The organism is Sphingomonas sp. Xoc002 (assembly GCF_050408055.1).
In the GTDB taxonomy this organism is placed as follows: domain Bacteria; phylum Pseudomonadota; class Alphaproteobacteria; order Sphingomonadales; family Sphingomonadaceae; genus Sphingomonas; species Sphingomonas yabuuchiae.
The window spans coordinates 1,395,944-1,414,346 of record NZ_CP191175.1 but is presented as its reverse complement, the minus strand read 5'-3'; the positions used below and the strand labels follow the sequence as shown (position 1 = coordinate 1,414,346).

Annotated in this window: 16 protein-coding genes; 8 read left to right on the top strand and 8 right to left on the bottom strand. The window is 66.6% G+C overall.

From position 1 onward, the window contains the following. The first annotated feature begins 73 nt into the window (after window positions 1-73). Entirely contained in the window at window positions 74-1,117 is a 1,044-nt protein-coding gene (locus ACQR50_RS06455) for a mannose-1-phosphate guanylyltransferase/mannose-6-phosphate isomerase (RefSeq protein WP_428970259.1), read from the top strand. 41 nt (window positions 1,118-1,158) lie between these two features. On the opposite strand, the gene ACQR50_RS06450 is transcribed toward ACQR50_RS06455, so the two are convergent. Then, window positions 1,159-2,154 (bottom strand): polysaccharide deacetylase family protein, encoded by a 996-nt coding sequence (locus ACQR50_RS06450; RefSeq protein WP_428970258.1) that lies wholly within the window; start codon window positions 2,152-2,154, stop codon window positions 1,159-1,161. A gap of 2 nt (window positions 2,155-2,156) precedes the next feature. Next, the gene (locus ACQR50_RS06445) at window positions 2,157-3,983 is read right to left on the bottom strand and encodes a sensor histidine kinase (RefSeq protein WP_428970257.1); all 1,827 of its coding nucleotides are present in this window, start codon (window positions 3,981-3,983) and stop codon (window positions 2,157-2,159) included. A gap of 191 nt (window positions 3,984-4,174) precedes the next feature. On the opposite strand from ACQR50_RS06445, the gene ACQR50_RS06440 reads away from it, so the two are divergent. After that, window positions 4,175-4,642: an Lrp/AsnC family transcriptional regulator gene (locus tag ACQR50_RS06440; RefSeq protein WP_042487895.1), complete on the top strand. Its 468-nt coding sequence runs from the start codon at window positions 4,175-4,177 to the stop codon at window positions 4,640-4,642. A gap of 133 nt (window positions 4,643-4,775) precedes the next feature. Here ACQR50_RS06440 and ACQR50_RS06435 read toward each other — a convergent pair whose 3' ends face one another. After that, window positions 4,776-6,065 carry a hypothetical protein gene (locus ACQR50_RS06435; RefSeq protein WP_428970256.1) on the bottom strand — a complete coding sequence of 430 codons (1,290 nt, stop codon included), beginning with the start codon at window positions 6,063-6,065 and terminating at the stop codon, window positions 4,776-4,778. Window positions 6,066-6,233: 168 nt separating this feature from the next. Between ACQR50_RS06435 and yaaA the strand changes: the two genes are divergently transcribed. The 5 genes from yaaA to ACQR50_RS06410 all read left to right on the top strand — a co-directional run bounded on the left by yaaA (window position 6,234) and on the right by ACQR50_RS06410 (window position 12,482). Continuing rightward, the gene (yaaA, locus tag ACQR50_RS06430) at window positions 6,234-6,974 is read left to right on the top strand and encodes a peroxide stress protein YaaA (protein ID WP_428970255.1); all 741 of its coding nucleotides are present in this window, start codon (window positions 6,234-6,236) and stop codon (window positions 6,972-6,974) included. Beyond that, the gene (locus ACQR50_RS06425) at window positions 6,971-7,669 is read left to right on the top strand and encodes an SDR family NAD(P)-dependent oxidoreductase (RefSeq protein WP_428970254.1); all 699 of its coding nucleotides are present in this window, start codon (window positions 6,971-6,973) and stop codon (window positions 7,667-7,669) included. The genes yaaA and ACQR50_RS06425 overlap by 4 nt, the downstream gene beginning before the upstream one ends. Window positions 7,670-8,010: 341 nt before the next feature. Next, a complete protein-coding gene (gyrA, locus tag ACQR50_RS06420; RefSeq protein ID WP_428970253.1) occupies window positions 8,011-10,761 on the top strand; it encodes a DNA gyrase subunit A in 2,751 nt (916 codons plus the stop codon). Window positions 10,762-10,802: 41 nt separating this feature from the next. After that, complete coding sequence (locus ACQR50_RS06415; protein WP_428970655.1) at window positions 10,803-11,108, top strand: DUF952 domain-containing protein; 306 nt, start codon at window positions 10,803-10,805, stop codon at window positions 11,106-11,108. A gap of 93 nt (window positions 11,109-11,201) precedes the next feature. Further along, the gene (locus ACQR50_RS06410; protein ID WP_428970252.1) at window positions 11,202-12,482 is read left to right on the top strand and encodes a methyl-accepting chemotaxis protein; all 1,281 of its coding nucleotides are present in this window, start codon (window positions 11,202-11,204) and stop codon (window positions 12,480-12,482) included. Window positions 12,483-12,486: 4 nt separating this feature from the next. On the opposite strand, the gene ACQR50_RS06405 is transcribed toward ACQR50_RS06410, so the two are convergent. Further along, window positions 12,487-12,921, bottom strand: a complete 435-nt coding sequence (locus ACQR50_RS06405) for a DUF488 family protein (protein ID WP_428970251.1) — start codon at window positions 12,919-12,921, stop codon at window positions 12,487-12,489. A 74-nt stretch (window positions 12,922-12,995) separates the two neighbouring features. On the opposite strand from ACQR50_RS06405, the gene trmFO reads away from it, so the two are divergent. Continuing rightward, a complete protein-coding gene (trmFO, locus tag ACQR50_RS06400; protein ID WP_428970250.1) occupies window positions 12,996-14,390 on the top strand; it encodes a methylenetetrahydrofolate--tRNA-(uracil(54)-C(5))-methyltransferase (FADH(2)-oxidizing) TrmFO in 1,395 nt (464 codons plus the stop codon). On the opposite strand, the gene ACQR50_RS06395 is transcribed toward trmFO, so the two are convergent. From ACQR50_RS06395 to pdhA, 4 genes are all read right to left on the bottom strand, one after another. Then, entirely contained in the window at window positions 14,299-14,790 is a 492-nt protein-coding gene (locus tag ACQR50_RS06395; protein WP_322539320.1) for an EF-hand domain-containing protein, read from the bottom strand. The genes trmFO and ACQR50_RS06395 overlap by 92 nt on opposite strands. A 281-nt stretch (window positions 14,791-15,071) precedes the next feature. Beyond that, the gene (locus ACQR50_RS06390) at window positions 15,072-15,764 is read right to left on the bottom strand and encodes a squalene/phytoene synthase family protein (RefSeq protein WP_428970249.1); all 693 of its coding nucleotides are present in this window, start codon (window positions 15,762-15,764) and stop codon (window positions 15,072-15,074) included. 88 nt (window positions 15,765-15,852) lie between these two features. Next, on the bottom strand, window positions 15,853-17,283 hold the full coding sequence (locus ACQR50_RS06385) for a pyruvate dehydrogenase complex E1 component subunit beta (RefSeq protein ID WP_184106318.1): 1,431 nt from the start codon (window positions 17,281-17,283) through the stop codon (window positions 15,853-15,855). A gap of 1 nt (window position 17,284) precedes the next feature. Beyond that, the gene (gene pdhA, locus ACQR50_RS06380) at window positions 17,285-18,328 is read right to left on the bottom strand and encodes a pyruvate dehydrogenase (acetyl-transferring) E1 component subunit alpha (RefSeq protein WP_056432896.1); all 1,044 of its coding nucleotides are present in this window, start codon (window positions 18,326-18,328) and stop codon (window positions 17,285-17,287) included. Window positions 18,329-18,403: the final 75 nt, after the last annotated feature.

Below are 18,403 nucleotides of genomic sequence, written 5' to 3'. Positions count from 1 at the left end.
GTTGTGTCACCGTCATAAGCTACCCGGCCACCATGTCATTCCCGGTTGGTCCGGACAATCAGAAGGGGCATTCATGCATAATCCGATCGTGCCGGTCATCCTTTCCGGTGGCTCCGGCACACGCCTGTGGCCGATGTCGAAACCGGAAATGCCCAAGCAATTGCTGCCGCTGACGTCCGACGAGACGATGCTGCAACTGACGGCCCAGCGCACCAACTCGAACGACTTTGCTGCACCTATCGTCGTCGCCGGAAAGCAGCACGCCGATATGGTCGAAGCGCAGTTGACCGAAGCGGGCACGCCGCCCCAGGCGTTGATCCTGGAGCCGGTGGCGCGCAACACCGCCCCCGCGATCGCGCTGGCGGCCCTGGCCGCCAAGCCCGAGGACGTGCTGCTGGTCATGCCGTCAGATCATGTCATCGCCGATCTCGACGCCTTCCACGCCGCCATCCGCTCCGCGCTGCCGATGGTGTCGCAGGGCTGGCTCGCCACCTTCGGCATCGCTGCCGACAAGCCGGAAACCGGCTATGGCTGGATCCAGGTCGGTCGCGAGATCGCACCGGGCGTGCATCAGGTCGCCCGCTTCGTCGAAAAGCCCCGGCTGGAACGCGCGGAAGCCATGCTGGCGCGCGGCGACTATGCCTGGAACGGCGGCATCTTCCTGTTCCGCGCCGACCGGTTCCTGGAGGAACTGGGCCAGCACGCCCCCGAAATGCTGGTCGCGGCCGAAAAGGCGATGCGTGCCGCCAGCCATGAGGGCAAGCGCATCTGCCCCAACGAAACCGAATTCGCCGCCTGTCCGTCGGACTCGATCGACTATGCCGTGATGGAACGCGCCGACCGTGTCGCGGTCGTGCCCGTGGCCATGGGCTGGAACGATGTCGGCAGCTGGGACGCGCTGCACGCGATCAGCGAGCTGGACGGGTTCGGCAACGCCCATCGCGGCGAAGTGCTGGCGATCGACACGAAGAATTGCTTGATCCGCACCGACCGGGTCCGGGTGGCGGCGGTCGATGTGCAGGACCTGATCGTCGTGGCGAGCGGGGACGATATCCTGATCCTGCCGCGCGGCCGCAGCCAGGACGTCAAGAAGCTGATCGAAGCGATGAAGCGCTGATCCCGGCGACCGGGCTGCCCCCCCCCCCGGCAGCCCGGTCATCAGGTGACGGCGAGAATTTCGTCGATGGTCGTCGCGGTCACACCATGTCTGGCCAGCCGCTCGAAGACCCTCTCCCACCACCGATCGAACATCGCCCGATCGCGGGCATCGCGGACATAGGGCGTATGCCCCGGCTCGAGCGTCGGCGAGTGGAAGGAAAAGGTCAGCAGCCGCACATCGTCGTCCACCGCCCGGTCGATCCCCGCCAGCGCGTCGGCTATGCTCACCCCCTCGGGTGTCAGGGGAATCCGATTCAGCAGGCCGGCTCGTGCGAGGATACCGTGCCCGCGCGGCCAGCACCCCGCCCGGCGGTACAGCCCTGCCCCGCCCCGCCGGAGCAATCCGGTATAGACGCTGGTCAAGGGCAGTTCGACCATCCCCTCACGACGGAAACCATGCGCGTCGATGGCGCTGAAATCCATGCCGCCGCCTGGCCCGTAATCATGGCGGGCCCGCATCGAGCTGTCGATCCGATAGCCCCGCGACGCCAGCAACGAAAGCGAGGCCGGACCCAGGCCATAACGGCCCGACCGGAAAAAACGCGGCCGCGTACCGAAGGACTCGGCGAGCGTGTCCGTCAACGTGTCGAGCTTGGCGGCCTCCCATTCGATCGGCAGATTGCCCGCATGGCTGGTGAAGGGATCGACGACCTCATGATAGGGCGGCGTCACCCAGCCATGGAGCTGCGCCCCGATCTCGGACCGGCCATCGCCCAGACATTCGGCCAATATGTCCACGGCGACGGGGTCCACCGCGACCGGATAGTCCACCATGCAGGCCAGACCGACACCGGCCTCGGCAAAGCGGCGATGGGCCGGACCGAACGCCCGCATCGCCTTGGTCGCGCGATGACGCCGGTCGAGCGGCGCGGTCCAGTCGAACTCCTCCTCGACATCGACCGTCACCAGGAAACGCCGCCCAAAGGCTTCGGGCCAGACGATCCGCTCGGCGGCGGAGGCGGCCTCGTGGCGCCGGGGGCGAACGGCGCTGGGCATGATCAGGCGCTCGACGCCTGTCCTGCCCGCCGATCCTCACCGATGGGCAGGGCCAGTACGACCCGGTGCAGACCGATGGTCAGGCCGCCGCCCATCTCGGCGCCCAGCTTGTCGATCAGGCGCAGCGAGAAGCCCGTGCCCAGCAGCGGCGCGCCGTCACGCTGTTCCTCATCCCCCGCCTCGCTGAGCAGCGCGGCATCCGCCTCGACCGTCAGCGCAAGCGGGCGATCGATCCGCAGCGCCGCCATGCCCTGATCGATCGACAGGCTGGCCGACAGACGCTCGCCGACCACGCAATTGGACAGAAGCACCGAGAACAGACGGGTCAGTAGCCGCTCGCATGCCCGGTCGTCGGCGAGGGCCGAGAGGTTCGCCGAAGACGGATCGAAACGGATTTCGGCACGGCGCAGTTCGGCCAGCGGCCCCAGTTCACCCAGCACCCGCTGGATCAGCGGCGCGAGCGGAACTATGGTCGGCCGCAGCTCCAGCACATGGCCCTCGATCCGTGCGGCGGTGTCGAGATCCTCGACCGAGGCGAGCAGGTCGGCGGCCATCGCGCGGATCGCGCTGGCCCGGTCGCGATAGACGGGCGCCACCGGCCCCAGCAATTCGCTTTCGATCAGCTCGGCAAAGCCTGCGACCGCATTGGCGGGCGTGCGGAGTTCATGGACGAGCTGCCGCAGAGAATCGGACGAGGACGTTTCGGGCGCCGCCTCGACCACATTGGCCATCTCGTCGCGGCGCGGACGACGGCCGCTGCCGCGATAGCCCGCATAACGGCCCGACGCAGGATCGAAAAAGGGCATGGCGGACACCCGCCACGATCCCGCCGCCGCCGAACTGCCGCCGATCTCCAGCCGCGCATCCCGGAAACCGGAGCGGCGACGAAAGGCCCCCATCGCCACGCCGTCGAACTGCGCCAGTCCCTGCATCGCGGTCTCGGCGATACTCACGCCGACCAGCGGGCCGCGCGTGACGCCCTCGACCCCCAGGATCAGGCCGTTGGCGTCGGTCTCGAAATCGAAATGGGCGGGCCCGGCATCATTCTGCGTCGCGCCGGTCACTTCCTCGCGCCGCTGGTTGAAGGCGTCGATACGCGCGACGAGATCGGCGATCTCATAGCGGGGCGGGGCGGCGGGAGGCGGAGCGTGGCGCATCGCCTCGGCCATGAAGGGCAGGCTGCGAGCGACCTGGCCCAGCGCGACGAAAGGCGTCGCCGCCTGGGTCGGCAGCGGTTCGAGCAGGATCGATAGCGGCGCGGCTTCGGGTTCTTCCACGGGCTTCGGAACCGTCATCGGCTCTTCCCGGACGGGCGCGGCACGGACCGGTTCCACCAGGGGTTCGGGCACGGCTTCCAGCGGCACGGCGGCGGCTTGCGGCGCTGGCTCGGCCGCGCCGGCGATATGCGGCAGGACGAAATCGACCGGACCGAAACTTTCCAGCCCGCGAATCACCGTATCGGACAGATCGCGACGGTGCCGCAGAACCGACCGGGTTCGCGGGTTCAGCGCGGGGAGGATGGCCAACCAATCCTCATCCGCCAGTTGCGCGCTGCGCAACACGGTCGCGGCGACGGGCAACGTATCCTGGGCGAAGAAGGACACCAGCGCGATGGGCGGGCGGCTGGTGCTCAACATGCGCGCGCTGGCGATGCGAACGCCTTCGGCCACCTTGCCACGCAATTCGGCGAGCCGCTCCAGCATCGGCGGATCGGCAGGCACGCGCCCACGGCTCATCAGGTCGATCAGCTGCCGCCAGGCAGTCTGCGCGCCGAAAGGCGTCGCAGTGTCGGCCGATAAAATCGTCGCCAGACTATCGTCGAACCGCACTGAGCTCCCTTCACGCGTGGCCGTCCGGCCTTCATGCCGCTTCTATAACGTCCTTATCCTTCCAACTGGTAACCTGCAAATATCCTTATCGGTGCCGTTGCAATGCCCGAGAATTACGGTAGTGCGTAATTTTCTTATAGTACGCCGTCAAAGAGCATAGGGATTCGGCAGTTTATGTGGAGTATCGTGTAATGGCGCTCGATCGCATCGATCGGCAGATTCTGGCGCTGTTGCAGGCCGATGGCCGTATGACCAATGTGGAGCTGGCCGAACGCGTCGGATTGACCGCCCCGCCCTGTCTGCGTCGCGTCCGCGCGCTGGAGGAAGCGGGGGCCATTCGCGGCTATCACGCCGACCTGGACGCCGCACGCCTGGGCTTCCCGATCACCGTCTTCGCCATGGTGTCGCTGCGCAGCCAGGCCGAGCATGATCTGGCCGCCTTCGAGGCACATGTCGCAGGCATCCCCGAGGTGCGCGAATGCCATATGCTCAACGGCGAGATCGACTTCATCCTGAAGATCGTCGCGTCGGACCTGAAGAGCTTCCAGGAAATCCTGACCGGCCATCTGACGCCCGCGCCGAACGTGGCCAGCGTCAAGACGTCGCTGACCATCCGGACGGCCAAGCAGGTTTCGGGGATTCCGATCGAAGCCGATTGATCCGGTTTCGGAGGCAATAAAAAGGCCGGTTCTCCGTTCGGGAGGACCGGCCTTTTTCTTTTGGGTTGATGCTTGGCCTTCGCCAAGCAAGGCAAAAAAGGACCCGCGCCGTTCCGGACGCGGGTCCCATTCCTTACGCCTGGGTCGAGAGCCAGGTGTTCCAGAAGCTCGCCAGATCGGCGCGCGGAGCACCCTTGACGGCGTCGAACGAGGCCTTCGCGCCCGCCTTGTCGCCGCTGGCGGCCAGCGCGATGCCGAGGCGGGTATTCACCTCATTGGCGTCGACGCCACCCTTTTGCAGCGCCAGGCGATACAGCTCGGCCGCCTTGGCGTAATTGCCCTGGCCGTAATAGGCCTCGGCAGTCAGCGCGGCGAGCTTGCCGTCGGCGGCCGACTTGGCGCGCGTCTCGGTCGGGGCGAGCGAGCCTTCCTGGCGGTTCTTGGTCTCGGCGGCGGTCAGCATCGCCTTGGCCGTGGCATTGCCAGCCGGGATCTTGCCGGTCGCCATGCCTTCCTTCAGCACGGTCGCGGCTTCGGCGGGCAGGCCCTTGTCCGTCGCGTACTGCGCATATTCCATATAGTCGTTCTGGTCGGCCAGCGACTTGGACGCGCGCATCAGGCGGAACAGGTCGAGCTTCTGGTTCTTGTCCAGCGTCGCCAGCGAACCCTGCTGCAGGCCATAGATGACCAGCGCGTTGCGCCAGTTCTGCGGGGTCGGATAGGCCGCGATCCACTTGCGCATCCAGCCGAGCGTCTCGGGGACCATCTTGGCCTTGTTGGCGCGACCGATGGCGAACTTGTAATAGTCCTCCGGCGCCTTCTGGCCCGAGGCGTTCATCTGGTCGATCACCGACGACAGCTCGGCATTGCCGCCCGCCACGTCGCCCATCTCGATCTTCGACTTGACGATCAGCATCGGCAGGTTGGGATCGTTATAGCCCAGCTGCTTGGCCTGCTGGAAATATTGCAGCGCGATCGGATACTGCTTGCCGTTGAAGGCCAGCGCACCGCGACGATAGACGTAGCGCGGCTTGTCGGCCGCCGGGGTCGACGGGCTGTTGATCAGCGCGTCGAGCGGCTTGGCGAGCACCGCCTCGTCGACCGGGGCGTTCGGATTGGCCTGCTGAGCCGCGAACAGCTTGCCCGATTCGAGCTCGTAGCGCATCGCCGCGGCGATATACTTGTCGTCTTCGGTCTTGGCGGCGGCCTCGACCGCGGCGACCAGCGGATCGGCGGCGGCATAATTCTTCTGCTGCAGCACCGGCTGCGCGGCCTGGGCCGCCTTCAGCGCTTCGGGGCTCAGCTTCAGGCCACCGGCCGCTTCTTCCTTCTTCTTCTGCGCAGACAGCGGCGCGGTCAGCACGACGCTGCCCATGCCCGTCGCGAGCGCGGCCGCCAGCGCGAGCTTCGGTAGGATTTTCATGCGAATTCTCTCCAAGAATACAGCCGGTCGGTCCGGGATCGTCGATGGCAGGCTTGATAGGGACAGCGCGCGTCCCGTTCAAGCAAAGCGATTGGTGGATGTCCCCTCTATCCAACAACCGCTGAACGCGGATTGAACGCGAACGCTCCCGGCGCTAGCCCGCGCGGCATGATCGCCGTCATCTCCCCCGCCAAGACGCTCGACTATCAGAGCCCCCTGCCCGATCTCGCGCCGACCGCGCCCCATTTCGCCGACGCGGCGCAGACGCTGGCCAAGGCGGCCTCCGGGCTAGGCGAGGAGAAGCTCGCCTCGCTGATGCGGATCTCGCCTGCGCTGGCGCAGTTGAATGCCGAACGCTTCCGCGATTTCGCCACCGCGCCGGAGCGGCCCGCGATGTTCGCGTTCGCAGGCGACGTCTATACCGGGCTGGAAGCCAAGTCGCTCGACGTGCCCGCAGTCGTGTTCGCGCAGGACCATCTGCGGATGCTGTCGGGCCTGTACGGCCTGCTCCGCCCACTGGACGCCATGCGCCCCTATCGGCTGGAAATGGGCACGCGCTGGGCGCCGGGTGGCGGCAAGCTGACCGACTGGTGGGGCGACCGCATCGCCGAGCGACTGACGCAAGAGATCGAGGCGGAGGGTTCGGGCACCATCCTGAACCTTGCCAGCCAGGAATATTGGCACGCAGTCGACGGCAAGCTGCCCGCCGCGATCCGGGTCATCGCGGTCGATTTCCGCGAGGGCGACCGTTTCGTCAGCTTCCACGCAAAGAAGGCGCGCGGCGCCATGGCCCGCTGGATGATCGAACATCACGTCACCGATACCGATGCGATGCGCGGGTTCGATAGCGACGGTTATGCGTTCGATGCCGAGGCGAGCACGTCGACCCTTTGGAGATTCGTGCGATGAGCGAGTGGAAGCAGGCGGTCGTCATCGGTGCCTCGGGCGGGATCGGCCAGGCGATGGCCGAGGCGTTGGAGGAAGAAGCTGTCCGCGTCACGCGCCTCGCCCGCTCGATGCCGGGTGACGGCCATATCGATATCGAGGACGAAGCGAGCATCGCCGCCGCCGCCGAACGCATCGCCAAGGGCCCCGCCCCCGATCTGGTGATCGTCGCCACCGGCCTGCTGCATGACGGAGAACGGGGACCGGAAAAGGCGCTCGACCAGCTTTCGCCCGAATGGCTGGCACGCAATTTCGCGGTGAATGCGATCGGCCCGGCGCTGGTCGCCAAGCATCTGCTGCCGTTGATGCCGCGCACGGGCAAGACGCTGTTCGCGGTTCTCTCCGCGCGGGTCGGGTCGATCTCCGACAATCGCATGGGCGGCTGGTACGGCTATCGTGCGTCCAAGGCCGCGCTCAACCAGTTTGTCCGGACGCTGGCGATCGAGCACAAGCGTCGCAACGACCGCTCGATCGTCGTCGCGCTGCACCCCGGAACGGTCGACACCCAACTGTCCAAGCCGTTCCAGGGCAATGTCCGCCCCGGTGGCCTGTTCGCACCCGACCGTGCGGCGGTCCAACTGCTCGACGTAATCGACGGGCTGAAGGCCCCCGACAGCGGCAAGCTGTTCGACTGGGAAGGCAAAGAGGTTCAGCCTTAACCATTCCTCCCCGGCCGGGGAGGATCACAAAGCACTGATTATCATTCAGATTACAACATCGTAACATCTGCGACATCCGGCCGAAACCGCGGCCTGCGCATAAGGACCGGGCTGGCCGCCGTTTACTCCCGTCGGCGGCCAGCGCCTCCAAAGTCCCGCGAACCTGCTGCCGAGGGGGGGAGCATATTCCGTCGGGCCTGCCCCCGCCGCCTCGTTCGACGCAACCACCGTTCCTCCCAAACGGCTGCTCGCGAATGGGTCGCGCGGGGGTGGTCAGGCGGCTCACGCTCGGCTAGTACCTTCGGTTCCCATCTGACCATCAAGCCGGAAAGCAACAGACTTTGGCCGACGAGACGACCCTCGCGGAACCTTCCGATATTTCGACGATCTCGATCGTCGACGAGATGAAGTCGAGCTATCTCGACTATGCGATGAGCGTGATCGTGGCGCGTGCGCTGCCCGATGTCCGTGACGGCCTGAAGCCCGTCCATCGCCGTATCCTCTACTCGGCCGCCGAAAGCGGCTTCGTCGCGGGCAAGCCCTATCGCAAGTCGGCGCGCATCGTCGGCGACGTGATGGGTAAATACCATCCGCACGGCGACAGCGCGATCTATGACGCCCTGGCCCGCATGGCGCAGGACTGGTCGATGCGCGTGCCGCTGATCGACGGTCAGGGCAATTTCGGCTCGATGGACCCCGATCCGCCCGCCGCGATGCGTTACACCGAAGCGCGTCTGGCGAAGGTCGCCAATTCGCTGCTTGACGATCTCGACAAGGACACGGTCGATTTCCAGCCCAACTATGACGGCTCGGAGCGCGAACCCTCGGTCCTGCCCGCCCAGTACCCGAATCTGCTGGTCAACGGCGCGGGCGGTATCGCGGTCGGCATGGCGACCAACATCCCGCCGCATAACCTGGGCGAGGTAGTCAATGCCTGTCTCGCATACATGGAAAACGGCGCGATCACGGTCGAGGAACTGAACGAGATCGTCCCCGCCCCCGATTTCCCGACCGGCGCGCTGATCCTGGGCCGCTCGGGCGCGCGCTCGGCCTACCAGACCGGGCGCGGTTCGATCATCGTGCGCTCGCGCCACGAGATCGAGGAGATGCGTGGCGACCGCCGGGCCATCGTCCTGACCGAAATCCCCTTTCAGCAGGGCAAGAACGCGCTCGTTGAAAAGATCGCCGAGGCCGCCAAGGAAAAGCGGATCGAGGGGATCAGCGACATTCGCGACGAATCGAACCGCGAAGGCGTTCGCATCGTCATCGACCTGAAGCGCGACGCGACTCCGGAAGTCGTGCTCAACCAGCTGTGGCGGCACACCCCCGCCCAGACCAGTTTCCCGGCCAATATGCTCGCCATTCGCGGCGGTCGGCCCGAGCTGCTGAACTTGCGCGACATCATCCAGGCGTTCGTCCAGTTCCGCGAGCAGGTGATCACCCGCCGCTCGAAGTTCGAACTGGCCAAGGCGCGCGAGCGGGCGCACATCTTGCTGGGCCTCGTCATCGCGGTGACGAACCTGGACGAAGTGGTGCGGATCATCCGTGGCTCGGCCTCGCCGGTCGCCGCGCGCGAGGCTTTGCTCGCCCGCGAATGGCCGATCGCCGAGATCGCGCAGTATATCCGCCTGGTCGAAGCGGTCGAGCATGAGGGCTTCGGCGATACCTATCGCCTGTCGGAGACTCAGGTTCGCGCGATCCTCGACCTGCGCCTGCACCGCCTGACGGCGCTCGGCCGCGACGAGATCGGCGACGAGCTGAAGGGTCTGGCGGACTCGATCACCGAGCTGCTCGAAATCCTCGCCAACCGTGTGAAGCTGTATGAGGTGATGCGCGGCGAGCTGGTGGCGATCCGCGACCAGTTCGCGACCCCGCGCCGCTCGGAAATCGCCGCCGCCGCCGATGGCATCGACGACGAGGACCTGATCGAGCGCGAGGACATGGTCGTCACCGTGACCATGCAGGGCTATATCAAGCGCACCCCGCTCGATGCCTTCCGCGCGCAGAACCGGGGCGGCAAGGGTCGCTCGGGCATGGCGACCAAGGACGAGGACGTCGTCACCGAGCTGTTCGTGACCAGCACGCACACGCCCGTCCTGTTCTTCTCGAACCATGGCAAGGTCTATCGCTACAAGGTCTGGCGCCTGCCCGAGGGCGGACCTGCCACGCGCGGACGGCCGATGGTCAACCTGTTGCCGCTGGCACCGGGCGAGGTCATCTCGACCGTGCTGCCGCTGCCCGAGGACGAGGCGGAGTGGGGCAAGCTCCACGTCATGTTCGCCACCGCCAAGGGCGCGGTGCGCCGCAACTCGATGGATGCGTTCACCAACGTGCCCTCGAACGGCAAGATCGCCATGCGCTTCGAAGAGGGCAGCGAAGACCGACTGATCGGCGTCGCGCTGCTCGGTGCCGAGGACGACGTGCTGCTCGCCACCCGTTGCGGCCGCGCGATCCGCTTCGCCGCCGACGATGTACGCGAGTTCCAGAGCCGCACCTCGACCGGCGTGCGCGGCATCGCGCTCAAGGGCGAGGACGAGGTCATCTCGCTCTCGGTCCTGCACCGCGTCGGCACCACCCAGGAGGAGCGCGAGGCTTATCTGCGCTTCGCCCCCTGGAAGGGTGAGAAGGAGGGCGAGCCCGAACTGTCGGTCGAACGTTTCGAGGAACTGCGCAATTGCGAGCAGTTCATCCTAACCGTCTGCGCCAATGGCTATGGCAAGCTGTCCTCGGCCTATGAATATCGCCGCACGGGCCGCGGTGGTCAGGGCATCACCAATATCGACAATATCGCCCGCAACGGCGATGTCGTCGCCAGCTTCCCGGCGGCCAAGGGGCATCAGCTGATGCTCGTGACCGACCAGGCCAAGCTGATCCGCATGTCGCTGGCGAGCTTGCGCGTCATCGGGCGCGGCTCGGCGGGTCTGCGGCTCTTCAACGTCGCACCGGGCGAGCATGTCGTCTCGGCCGCGCGCATCGAGGAGACCGAGGAGGATGCCGAGATGAACCTGGCCGACGGCACCCCCGAGATCGCGCCCGAGCCGGATGCGGTCGTCGGCGAGAACCTGGCCGCCGGACCGGAGGACGGCGAGTGAGCCGTCCCGCCACCGCCTATAAGGTGCTGACCGCCGATCAGATGGCGGCGCTGGAGCAGGAGGGCGTCTTCGCGGGCGCCCCGGTGGATCTGGCCGATGGCTATATCCACCTCTCCACCGCCGCCCAGCTGACCGAGACGGTCGACAAGCACTTCGCCGGACAGCGCGACCTGCACATCGCGGCCGTCGATCTTGAGGCGATGGGCCAGGCGGTGAAATGGGAGGAGAGCCGGGGTGGCCAGCTCTTCCCGCATATCTATGCCGATCTGCCGCTGACGGCGGTGATCGCCTATGGCCCGATGAAGCGGGACGAGGACGGCACCGTCCGTCTGCCGGTGGCGGGCTAATCCCCCCACCGGCTTCGGCCGATTCCGTTTCGTCATCGAAACGCCACAAATCCATCACATCGCGTTTACGGTCTCGTCGTACGGCGGACCGTGATGAAGCCGCCCGTTTTCTCCTCCTGGTCCGCCACTACGGAAAGCCCGGTCATCGCAGCGGATGCGTCGCTGATCGACGCCATCGCGCTGTTCCGGCAGTCCCCGGACATGCGGCTGCTGCCGGTCCTGGATGCCGAACGAAGGCCGGTCGGCGCGATCGTCGAACGCGATGTGAAGGGCTTGCTCTACAACCCGTTCGGCCACGCGCTGCTCCACAATCCTGATTTCGGTGCCAGCCTGACCGCCTATGTCCGCCCGCATCCCGGTTGCGAAGAGGACGCGCCGCTGGCCGAAAAGCTGGCGCTTCATGCCGATTGGGGCGCCCCCGATGCGCTGATCCTGACCCGGAAGGGCGTGTTCACCGGGCTGCTCGACGCCGCCCGGATCGCCCGGCTGGCGGCCGACGCGCAGATGGCCCTGGCGCAGGAGCGCATGGTGCGGGCGCGGCGCATCGACGAGGCCGCGCGATCCTTCACCGCCGACATCGCCGCCCTGTCGGCGGATCTGCTCCGTGCCACCGTCGATATGGGCGGCATGGCCAGCACCCTCGCCCGTTATGCCGGGGAGACGCAGGGCAGCGCGGATCGCATGACCGAGGCGATGGCCGATACCGGCCAAGCGCTGAGCGATATCGCTGCGCGCGGCCATGGTCTGGCCAGTGCCTTTGCCGCCATCACCCGCGACATGGACCAGTCCCGCACCGTGCGGGAGGTTGTCCGCCACCGCATCGCCGCGACCGATCGGCGGGCGGAGGCACTGGCGGCGAGCGCGACGACGATCGACACTCTGCTGTCGTTGATCGAAACCGTCGCGGCGCGGACCAATCTGCTCGCACTGAACGCCGCGATCGAGGCGGCGCGAGCGGGCGATGCCGGGCGGGGCTTCGCCGTCGTCGCGCATGAAGTGAAGGCGCTTGCCGGACAGACCCGCGAAGCCGCGCGCGACGCCGCGCGCAATATCGGCGAGGTCACCGCCAATCTTCACGCGCTGGTCGCCGAACAGGCGCAGCTCAACCGCGCGGTCGACACGATCGGTACCATCTCGCAATCGATCGACGAGGCGGTGGCGGCACAGGGCCTCGCCACGACCGGCATCGCTGCCAGCGTCGACCAGTCGGTCGCCTCCGCGCACCGCGTGGGCCAGCAGGTCCATCGCTTGCAGCAGGACGCCAACCGGATCGACCAGGACGCCGGATCGCTGCTGACCCTGGCCCAGGCGCTGGAAAGAAATATCGAAATGCTGCGCGACCGCACCGACGCCTTCGTCGCGTCCGTTCTCTGACGGATCAGACGTAGAGATCGACGACGGTCATCCCCTGCCCCACCGCCTCCAGCAGCAGCGTTCGGTGGCAGTGGCAGGGATCGCGCTCGAAGCATAGCAGCGCACTCGGTTTCTCGCCCGCCAGATCGAGCATCCGCGCGGCGGCCGCCTGTGCCTCGGGCAGGGCCAGCTGGTCGTCATAGACCTCGCGCAGCGTGCCGACATCGCCCTTCTTGGCCGCATCGCGCCCGCGCTTGGGGGTGCCCAGATCCTTCAGATGGACATAGTCGATGCCGACCTCCTTCAACGCGGCGGCCAGCGGTGACTTGGAAAAGCCCGGACGCCGGGACAGCGGCAGCGCGCGGACGTCGATCAGCCGCTCGACCCCGGCCGATTTCAACGTCGAGAGGAAGCCGTCGACGGTCGCGCCCTCGTAACCGATGGTGAAGATGGTGGTCATATCACCGACTTGGGGAGCCGGGTCCGACACGCCAAGTCCTTCCAACCGGGGCCGTCCGGGTTTAAGGCGGCGCGATGACCTATGACATTCATGTGATCGGCGGCGGGCTCGCGGGCTCGGAAGCCGCCTGGCAGCTGGCCGAGGCCGGCCTGAAGGTGCGCCTGTCCGAAATGCGCGGCGGCGCGGACACCACGCCCGCCCATCACGGCGGCGACCTGGCGGAGCTGGTCTGCTCCAACTCCTTCAGGTCCGACGATGCAACCTCCAACGCGGTCGGCCTGCTGCATCAGGAAATGCGTGCGCTCGGCTCGATCATCATGGCCAAGGGCGACACCCATGCGGTGCCCGCCGGGTCCGCGCTGGCGGTCGATCGCGACGGTTTTTCGGGCGGCGTGACCGCGGCGCTCGAGGCCCACCCGAACATCACCATCGTCCGCGAACGGATCGATGCTTTGCCGGATGGCCCTGCGATCATCGCCACCGGCCCGCTGACCGCGCCGTCGCTGGCGGGCGGCATCGGCGAGGCGACCGGCGCGGAGGCGCTGGCCTTTTTCGACGCGATCGCGCCCATCGTCCATCGCGAGTCGATCGACATGGACGTCGCCTGGTTCCAGAGCCGCTGGGACAAGGGCACGGGCAAGGATTACATCAACTGCCCGATGGACAAGGAGCAATATTACGCCTTCCATCAGGCATTGCTCGACGGCGAGAAGACCGAGTTCCGCGAGTGGGAGAAGGACACGCCCTATTTCGACGGCTGCATGCCGGTCGAGGTGATGGCCGAGCGCGGGGTCGAGACGTTGCGCTTCGGGCCGATGAAGGGCGTCGGCCTTGACGACCCGCGCACCGGGCGCTGGCCCTATGCGGTGGTCCAGCTGCGCCAGGACAATGCGGCGGGCACGCTGTGGAACATCGTCGGTTTTCAGACCAAGCTGAAATATGCCGAGCAGATCCGCATCTTCCGCACCATTCCGGGCCTGGAAAAGGCCGAGTTCGCGCGGCTGGGCGGCCTGCACCGCAACACCTTCATCCGCTCGCCCGAGTTGCTCGACGCCACGCTGCGGCTGAAATCGCGGCCGAACCTGCGCTTCGCGGGCCAGATCACGGGGTGCGAGGGGTATATCGAGAGCGCGGCGATCGGCTTGCTCGCCGGACGTTTCGCTGCCGCCGAACTGACCGGCAAGACCATTGCGCCGCCGCCGGTCGAGACGGCTCTGGGTGCGCTGCTCGGCCATATCACCGGGCTGGCGGAGGCCGAGACCTATCAGCCGATGAACGTCAATTTCGGCCTGTTCACGCCCATTCCCGGCCGAACGAAAAAGGCCGACCGTAAGCGGATGTACACCGACCGCGCGCGCGAGGCGCTGCCCGGCTGGCTCAATTCTCTTCCGCCTGGCCCGCCTCCGGTGCCTCAGCCGGTGCCGTTCGCGCCGGAGGACAGTCCCGCCGAGCAGCCGGTCGACGCTTGACGGCGGTGGTGGCGAACTCGGCCGCGTCCATCGTGCCCGATTTGTCGCGGTCGGCGGTGGCGAACTTGGTCGTGGCCTTGATCGCCCATTCGTCGAAGGACAGCTTGCCATCGCCGTCCCGGTCCAGCTTGGCATAGGCCTTGCGACGCGCGGCGAGATATTCCTCGCGGGTGATCGTGCCGTCGCGGTCCTTGTCGTAGCGGTCGAAGCGCTTCTGCTCACGCGTGCGGGCGGAGGCTTCAGGTAAGGGCGCGTCGTCGGTGGCGGTTTGCGGGGAAGCCGCCGTTGCGGCACTCGCGGCGGGGAGCGGGGACGGTGTGTCCGGGCGGCTGCCCCATAGGAACAGCCCTGCCCCCACCAGCACGAGCGTGCCCAACCCACCGGCCAGATAGCGCCACATCGGTTCCGTCTCCCCCCCCGTTCGACGGGTTTATGGTTAACCGGGGACAGGCCTGGGCGACAAGGTGATTCCCTTGGCCTTCGACTTCGCTCAGGCTGAACGGGCTTGCTGGCCCCTGCCGCACCTCGGGCGTACCCCGGCGAAGGCCGGGGTCCAGTTGCTCTGCCTTATCGACGGCGCAGGGCATTTGCTTCTTCGCCTATCCATGCCGCGCTACGAGCCGCGTAGGAACTGGACCCCGGCCTTCGCCGGGGTACGGCTCCGCTCTGAAAATAGGGGGGTCAGCGCCCCGTCAGACCGTGCCACGCCAATCGCGCCGCGCGCATCGGGTGGCCGGGCAGACGATCCGGGTGGCGCAGGCTTTCGCGGGCCAGGATGGCCAATCCACTCAAACCCCGAACCGGCTTGGGTGATTTCGACGCCAGTATCGCGTCCAAGTCCAATAGAGCCGCAGCCCCGATTCGCGTGCGGGTCGCTTCATCGGAAACATGCTGCGCCAGATCGGCCTTAGCCCATCCCTCCCCCAGCGGCGCCGTCCCCGACTGCCCCAGCAACCGCCCGACGCTCGCAAACAACACGCCCCCGCGCGCCTCGGCATGGCGCGCGATGCGCTCGTCATCCAGCGCCTCGCCATCATCGAGAAGAGCTTCCCACCCCTCGATCATCGGCGCGAGGTCGGCACCTCGGACGCCGCCGGGCAGGACCGAGTCCGCCAGCCGCTGCAACACCGGATGCGCGGGCGCGGGCGCGTGGTCGAGCTTCTCCAACGCCTCATACCACCAAGTCAGCCGCATCTGGCCGATCATCGGCTCGGTCGTGCTTTGCAGGATCGAGGCAAGCTGGTGGTCGAGATCGAGCAGCGCCGCAAACCCCTCACGCGCCGACGCAGGCGCATAGCCGACCGCCAGCGCCTGTTCGCGCATCACCGCTTCGATGGCGGGCGGGGGCGCGGCGGATGGGGGGGCGTCGGTCATCCCCTGCCCTTCGCACAGGTCGCGTGCATGAAAAAGGGCCTCCCGGTTTCCCGGAAGGCCCCTTTCAACCAACAGGTTACTTCACGGCTTAGCCGCGATAAGTCACCTTCTTGACCGCCGCGACGACCTTGTTCGCGTCGACCAGCGCCAGCTTTTCGAGGTTGGCGGCATAAGGCAGCGGCACGTCCTCGTTGGTCACGCGCAGCACTGGCGCGTCGAGGTCGTCGAACCCTTCTTCCATCACGACGGCGGTGATTTCCGACGCGATCGAGCAGGTCGGCCAGCCTTCCTCGACCACGACCAGACGGTTGGTCTTGGCGAGCGACTTCAGCACCGTCTTGGTGTCGAGCGGACGCAGCGTGCGCAGGTCGATGACCTCCGCGTCGATGCCCTCGGCGGCCAGCTTCTCGGCGGCTTCGAGCGCGACGCCCACGCCGATCGAGTAGGAGACGAGCGTCACGTCCTTGCCCTCGCGCATGATCCGCGCCTTGCCGATCGGCAGGACGAAATCGTCGAGCTTGGGCACGTCGAACGAACGGCCGTACATCAGCTCGTTCTCGAGGAACACGACCGGATCTTCCGAACGGATCGCCGCTTTCAGCAGGCCCTTGGCATCGGCCGCGTCATAAGGCGCGATCACGATCAGGCCGGGGACCGAGGCGTACCACGGACCATAGTTCTGCGAGTGCTGCGCACCGACGCGGCTGGCGGCACCGTTGGGACCACGGAACACGATCGGGCAGCGCATCTGGCCGCCGGACATATAGTTGGTCTTGGCGGCCGAGTTGATGATGTGGTCGATCGCCTGCATGGCGAAGTTGAACGTCATGAACTCGATGACCGGGCGCAGGCCGCCCATGGCCGCACCCGTGCCGACACCGGCAAAGCCATATTCGGTGATCGGCGTGTCGATGACGCGACGGTCGCCGAACTCGTCCAACAGCCCCTGCGTGACCTTGTACGCGCCCTGATACTGGGCGACTTCCTCGCCCATCACGAAGACGCGGTCGTCGGCGCGCATTTCCTCGGCCATCGCATCGCGCAGCGCTTCGCGGACGGTGAGCTTCACCATCTCGGTGCCTTCCGGAATCTCCGGCGAGGCGGGCGCTTCCTGCTCGGCCGCGGCGACCAGCTTCTGCGTGCCGCTTTCCTGCTCGGCGGCGGCGGCGCCTTCCGGCATCGGCGGCGCGTTGTGGTCGGTCGCCTCGTTCTTCGGCGCGGCATTGGCGGCATCGCCCGAACGCGAACCCGAAGCGGCGGCGGACGCAACGTCCTCGCCCTCTTCGGCCAGCAGCGCGATGGCGGTGCCGACCTTCACATTGTCGGTGCCCTCGGCGACCAGGATCTTGGCGATCACGCCTTCATCCACGGCCTCGAATTCCATCGTCGCCTTGTCGGTCTCGATCTCGGCCATGATGTCGCCGGACTTGACCGTATCGCCTTCCTTCACGAGCCACTTGGCGAGCGTGCCCTCTTCCATGGTCGGGGAAAGGGCCGGCATCTTGATCTCGATCGCCATCTTAGTAACGCTCCACCAGCACTTCAGTGTAGAGTTCAGCCACATCGGGCTCGGGGGTCTGCTCGGCGAAGTCCGCCGCCTCGTTGACCTGCTTGCGGATGTCCTGCTCCAGGACCTTCAGATCGGCCTCGGTAACGCCCTGCTCTTCGAGCAGACGCTTCACGTGATCGATCGGATCGGACTTGTCGCGCACGCCCTGCACTTCCTCGCGGCTGCGATACTTGGCGGGGTCGGACATGGAGTGACCGCGATAGCGATAGGTCTTCATCTCGAGGATGACCGGGCCCTTGCCTGCGCGGACCCAGGCCAGCGCCTCTTCGGCCGCACCGCGACAGGCCAACACGTCCATGCCGTCGACCTGGATGCCCGGGATGCGGAAGCTTTCGCCACGGCGATACAGCTGGTCCTCGGACGAGGCGCGGTTGACCGCGGTTCCCATGGCGTACTGGTTGTTCTCGATCACGAAGATGATCGGGAGCTTCCACAGCTCGGCCATGTTGAAGCTCTCGTACACCTGGCCCTGATTGGCCGCGCCGTCGCCGAAATAGGCGAGGCAGACGCCGCCGTCATTGCTGTACTTGTGCCCGAACGCCAGGCCGGTGCCCAGCGACACCTGCGCGCCCACGATGCCGTGGCCGCCGTAGAACTTATGCTCGGTCGAGAACATGTGCATCGACCCGCCCTTGCCCTTGGAGATGCCGGCGGCACGCCCCGTAAGCTCGGCCATGATGACCTTGGGATCGATGCCATAGGCCAGCATATGGCCATGGTCGCGATATCCGGTGATGACCGAATCCTTGTCGCCGTCGAGCGCCGACTGGAGACCCACCGCCACGGCTTCCTGGCCGATATACAGGTGGCAGAAACCGCCGATCAGGCCCAGGCCATAAAGCTGACCCGCCTTTTCTTCGAAGCGGCGGATCAGGAGCATCTGCTTGTAGAAATCCAGCAACTGTTCCTTGGTAGCCTGGAACGGTTGCGGTTCGGCGGGACGCTCCCGATTGGGAATGGGGGGCTCGCTGGTACGGCTTGGAGCTTTTGCCACAGTCGGGAACACCTTTGTTTCCGTTAGGGAAGGATGGACGCCTATTGGCGTGCTTTGTCATGAAACTCAATTCCC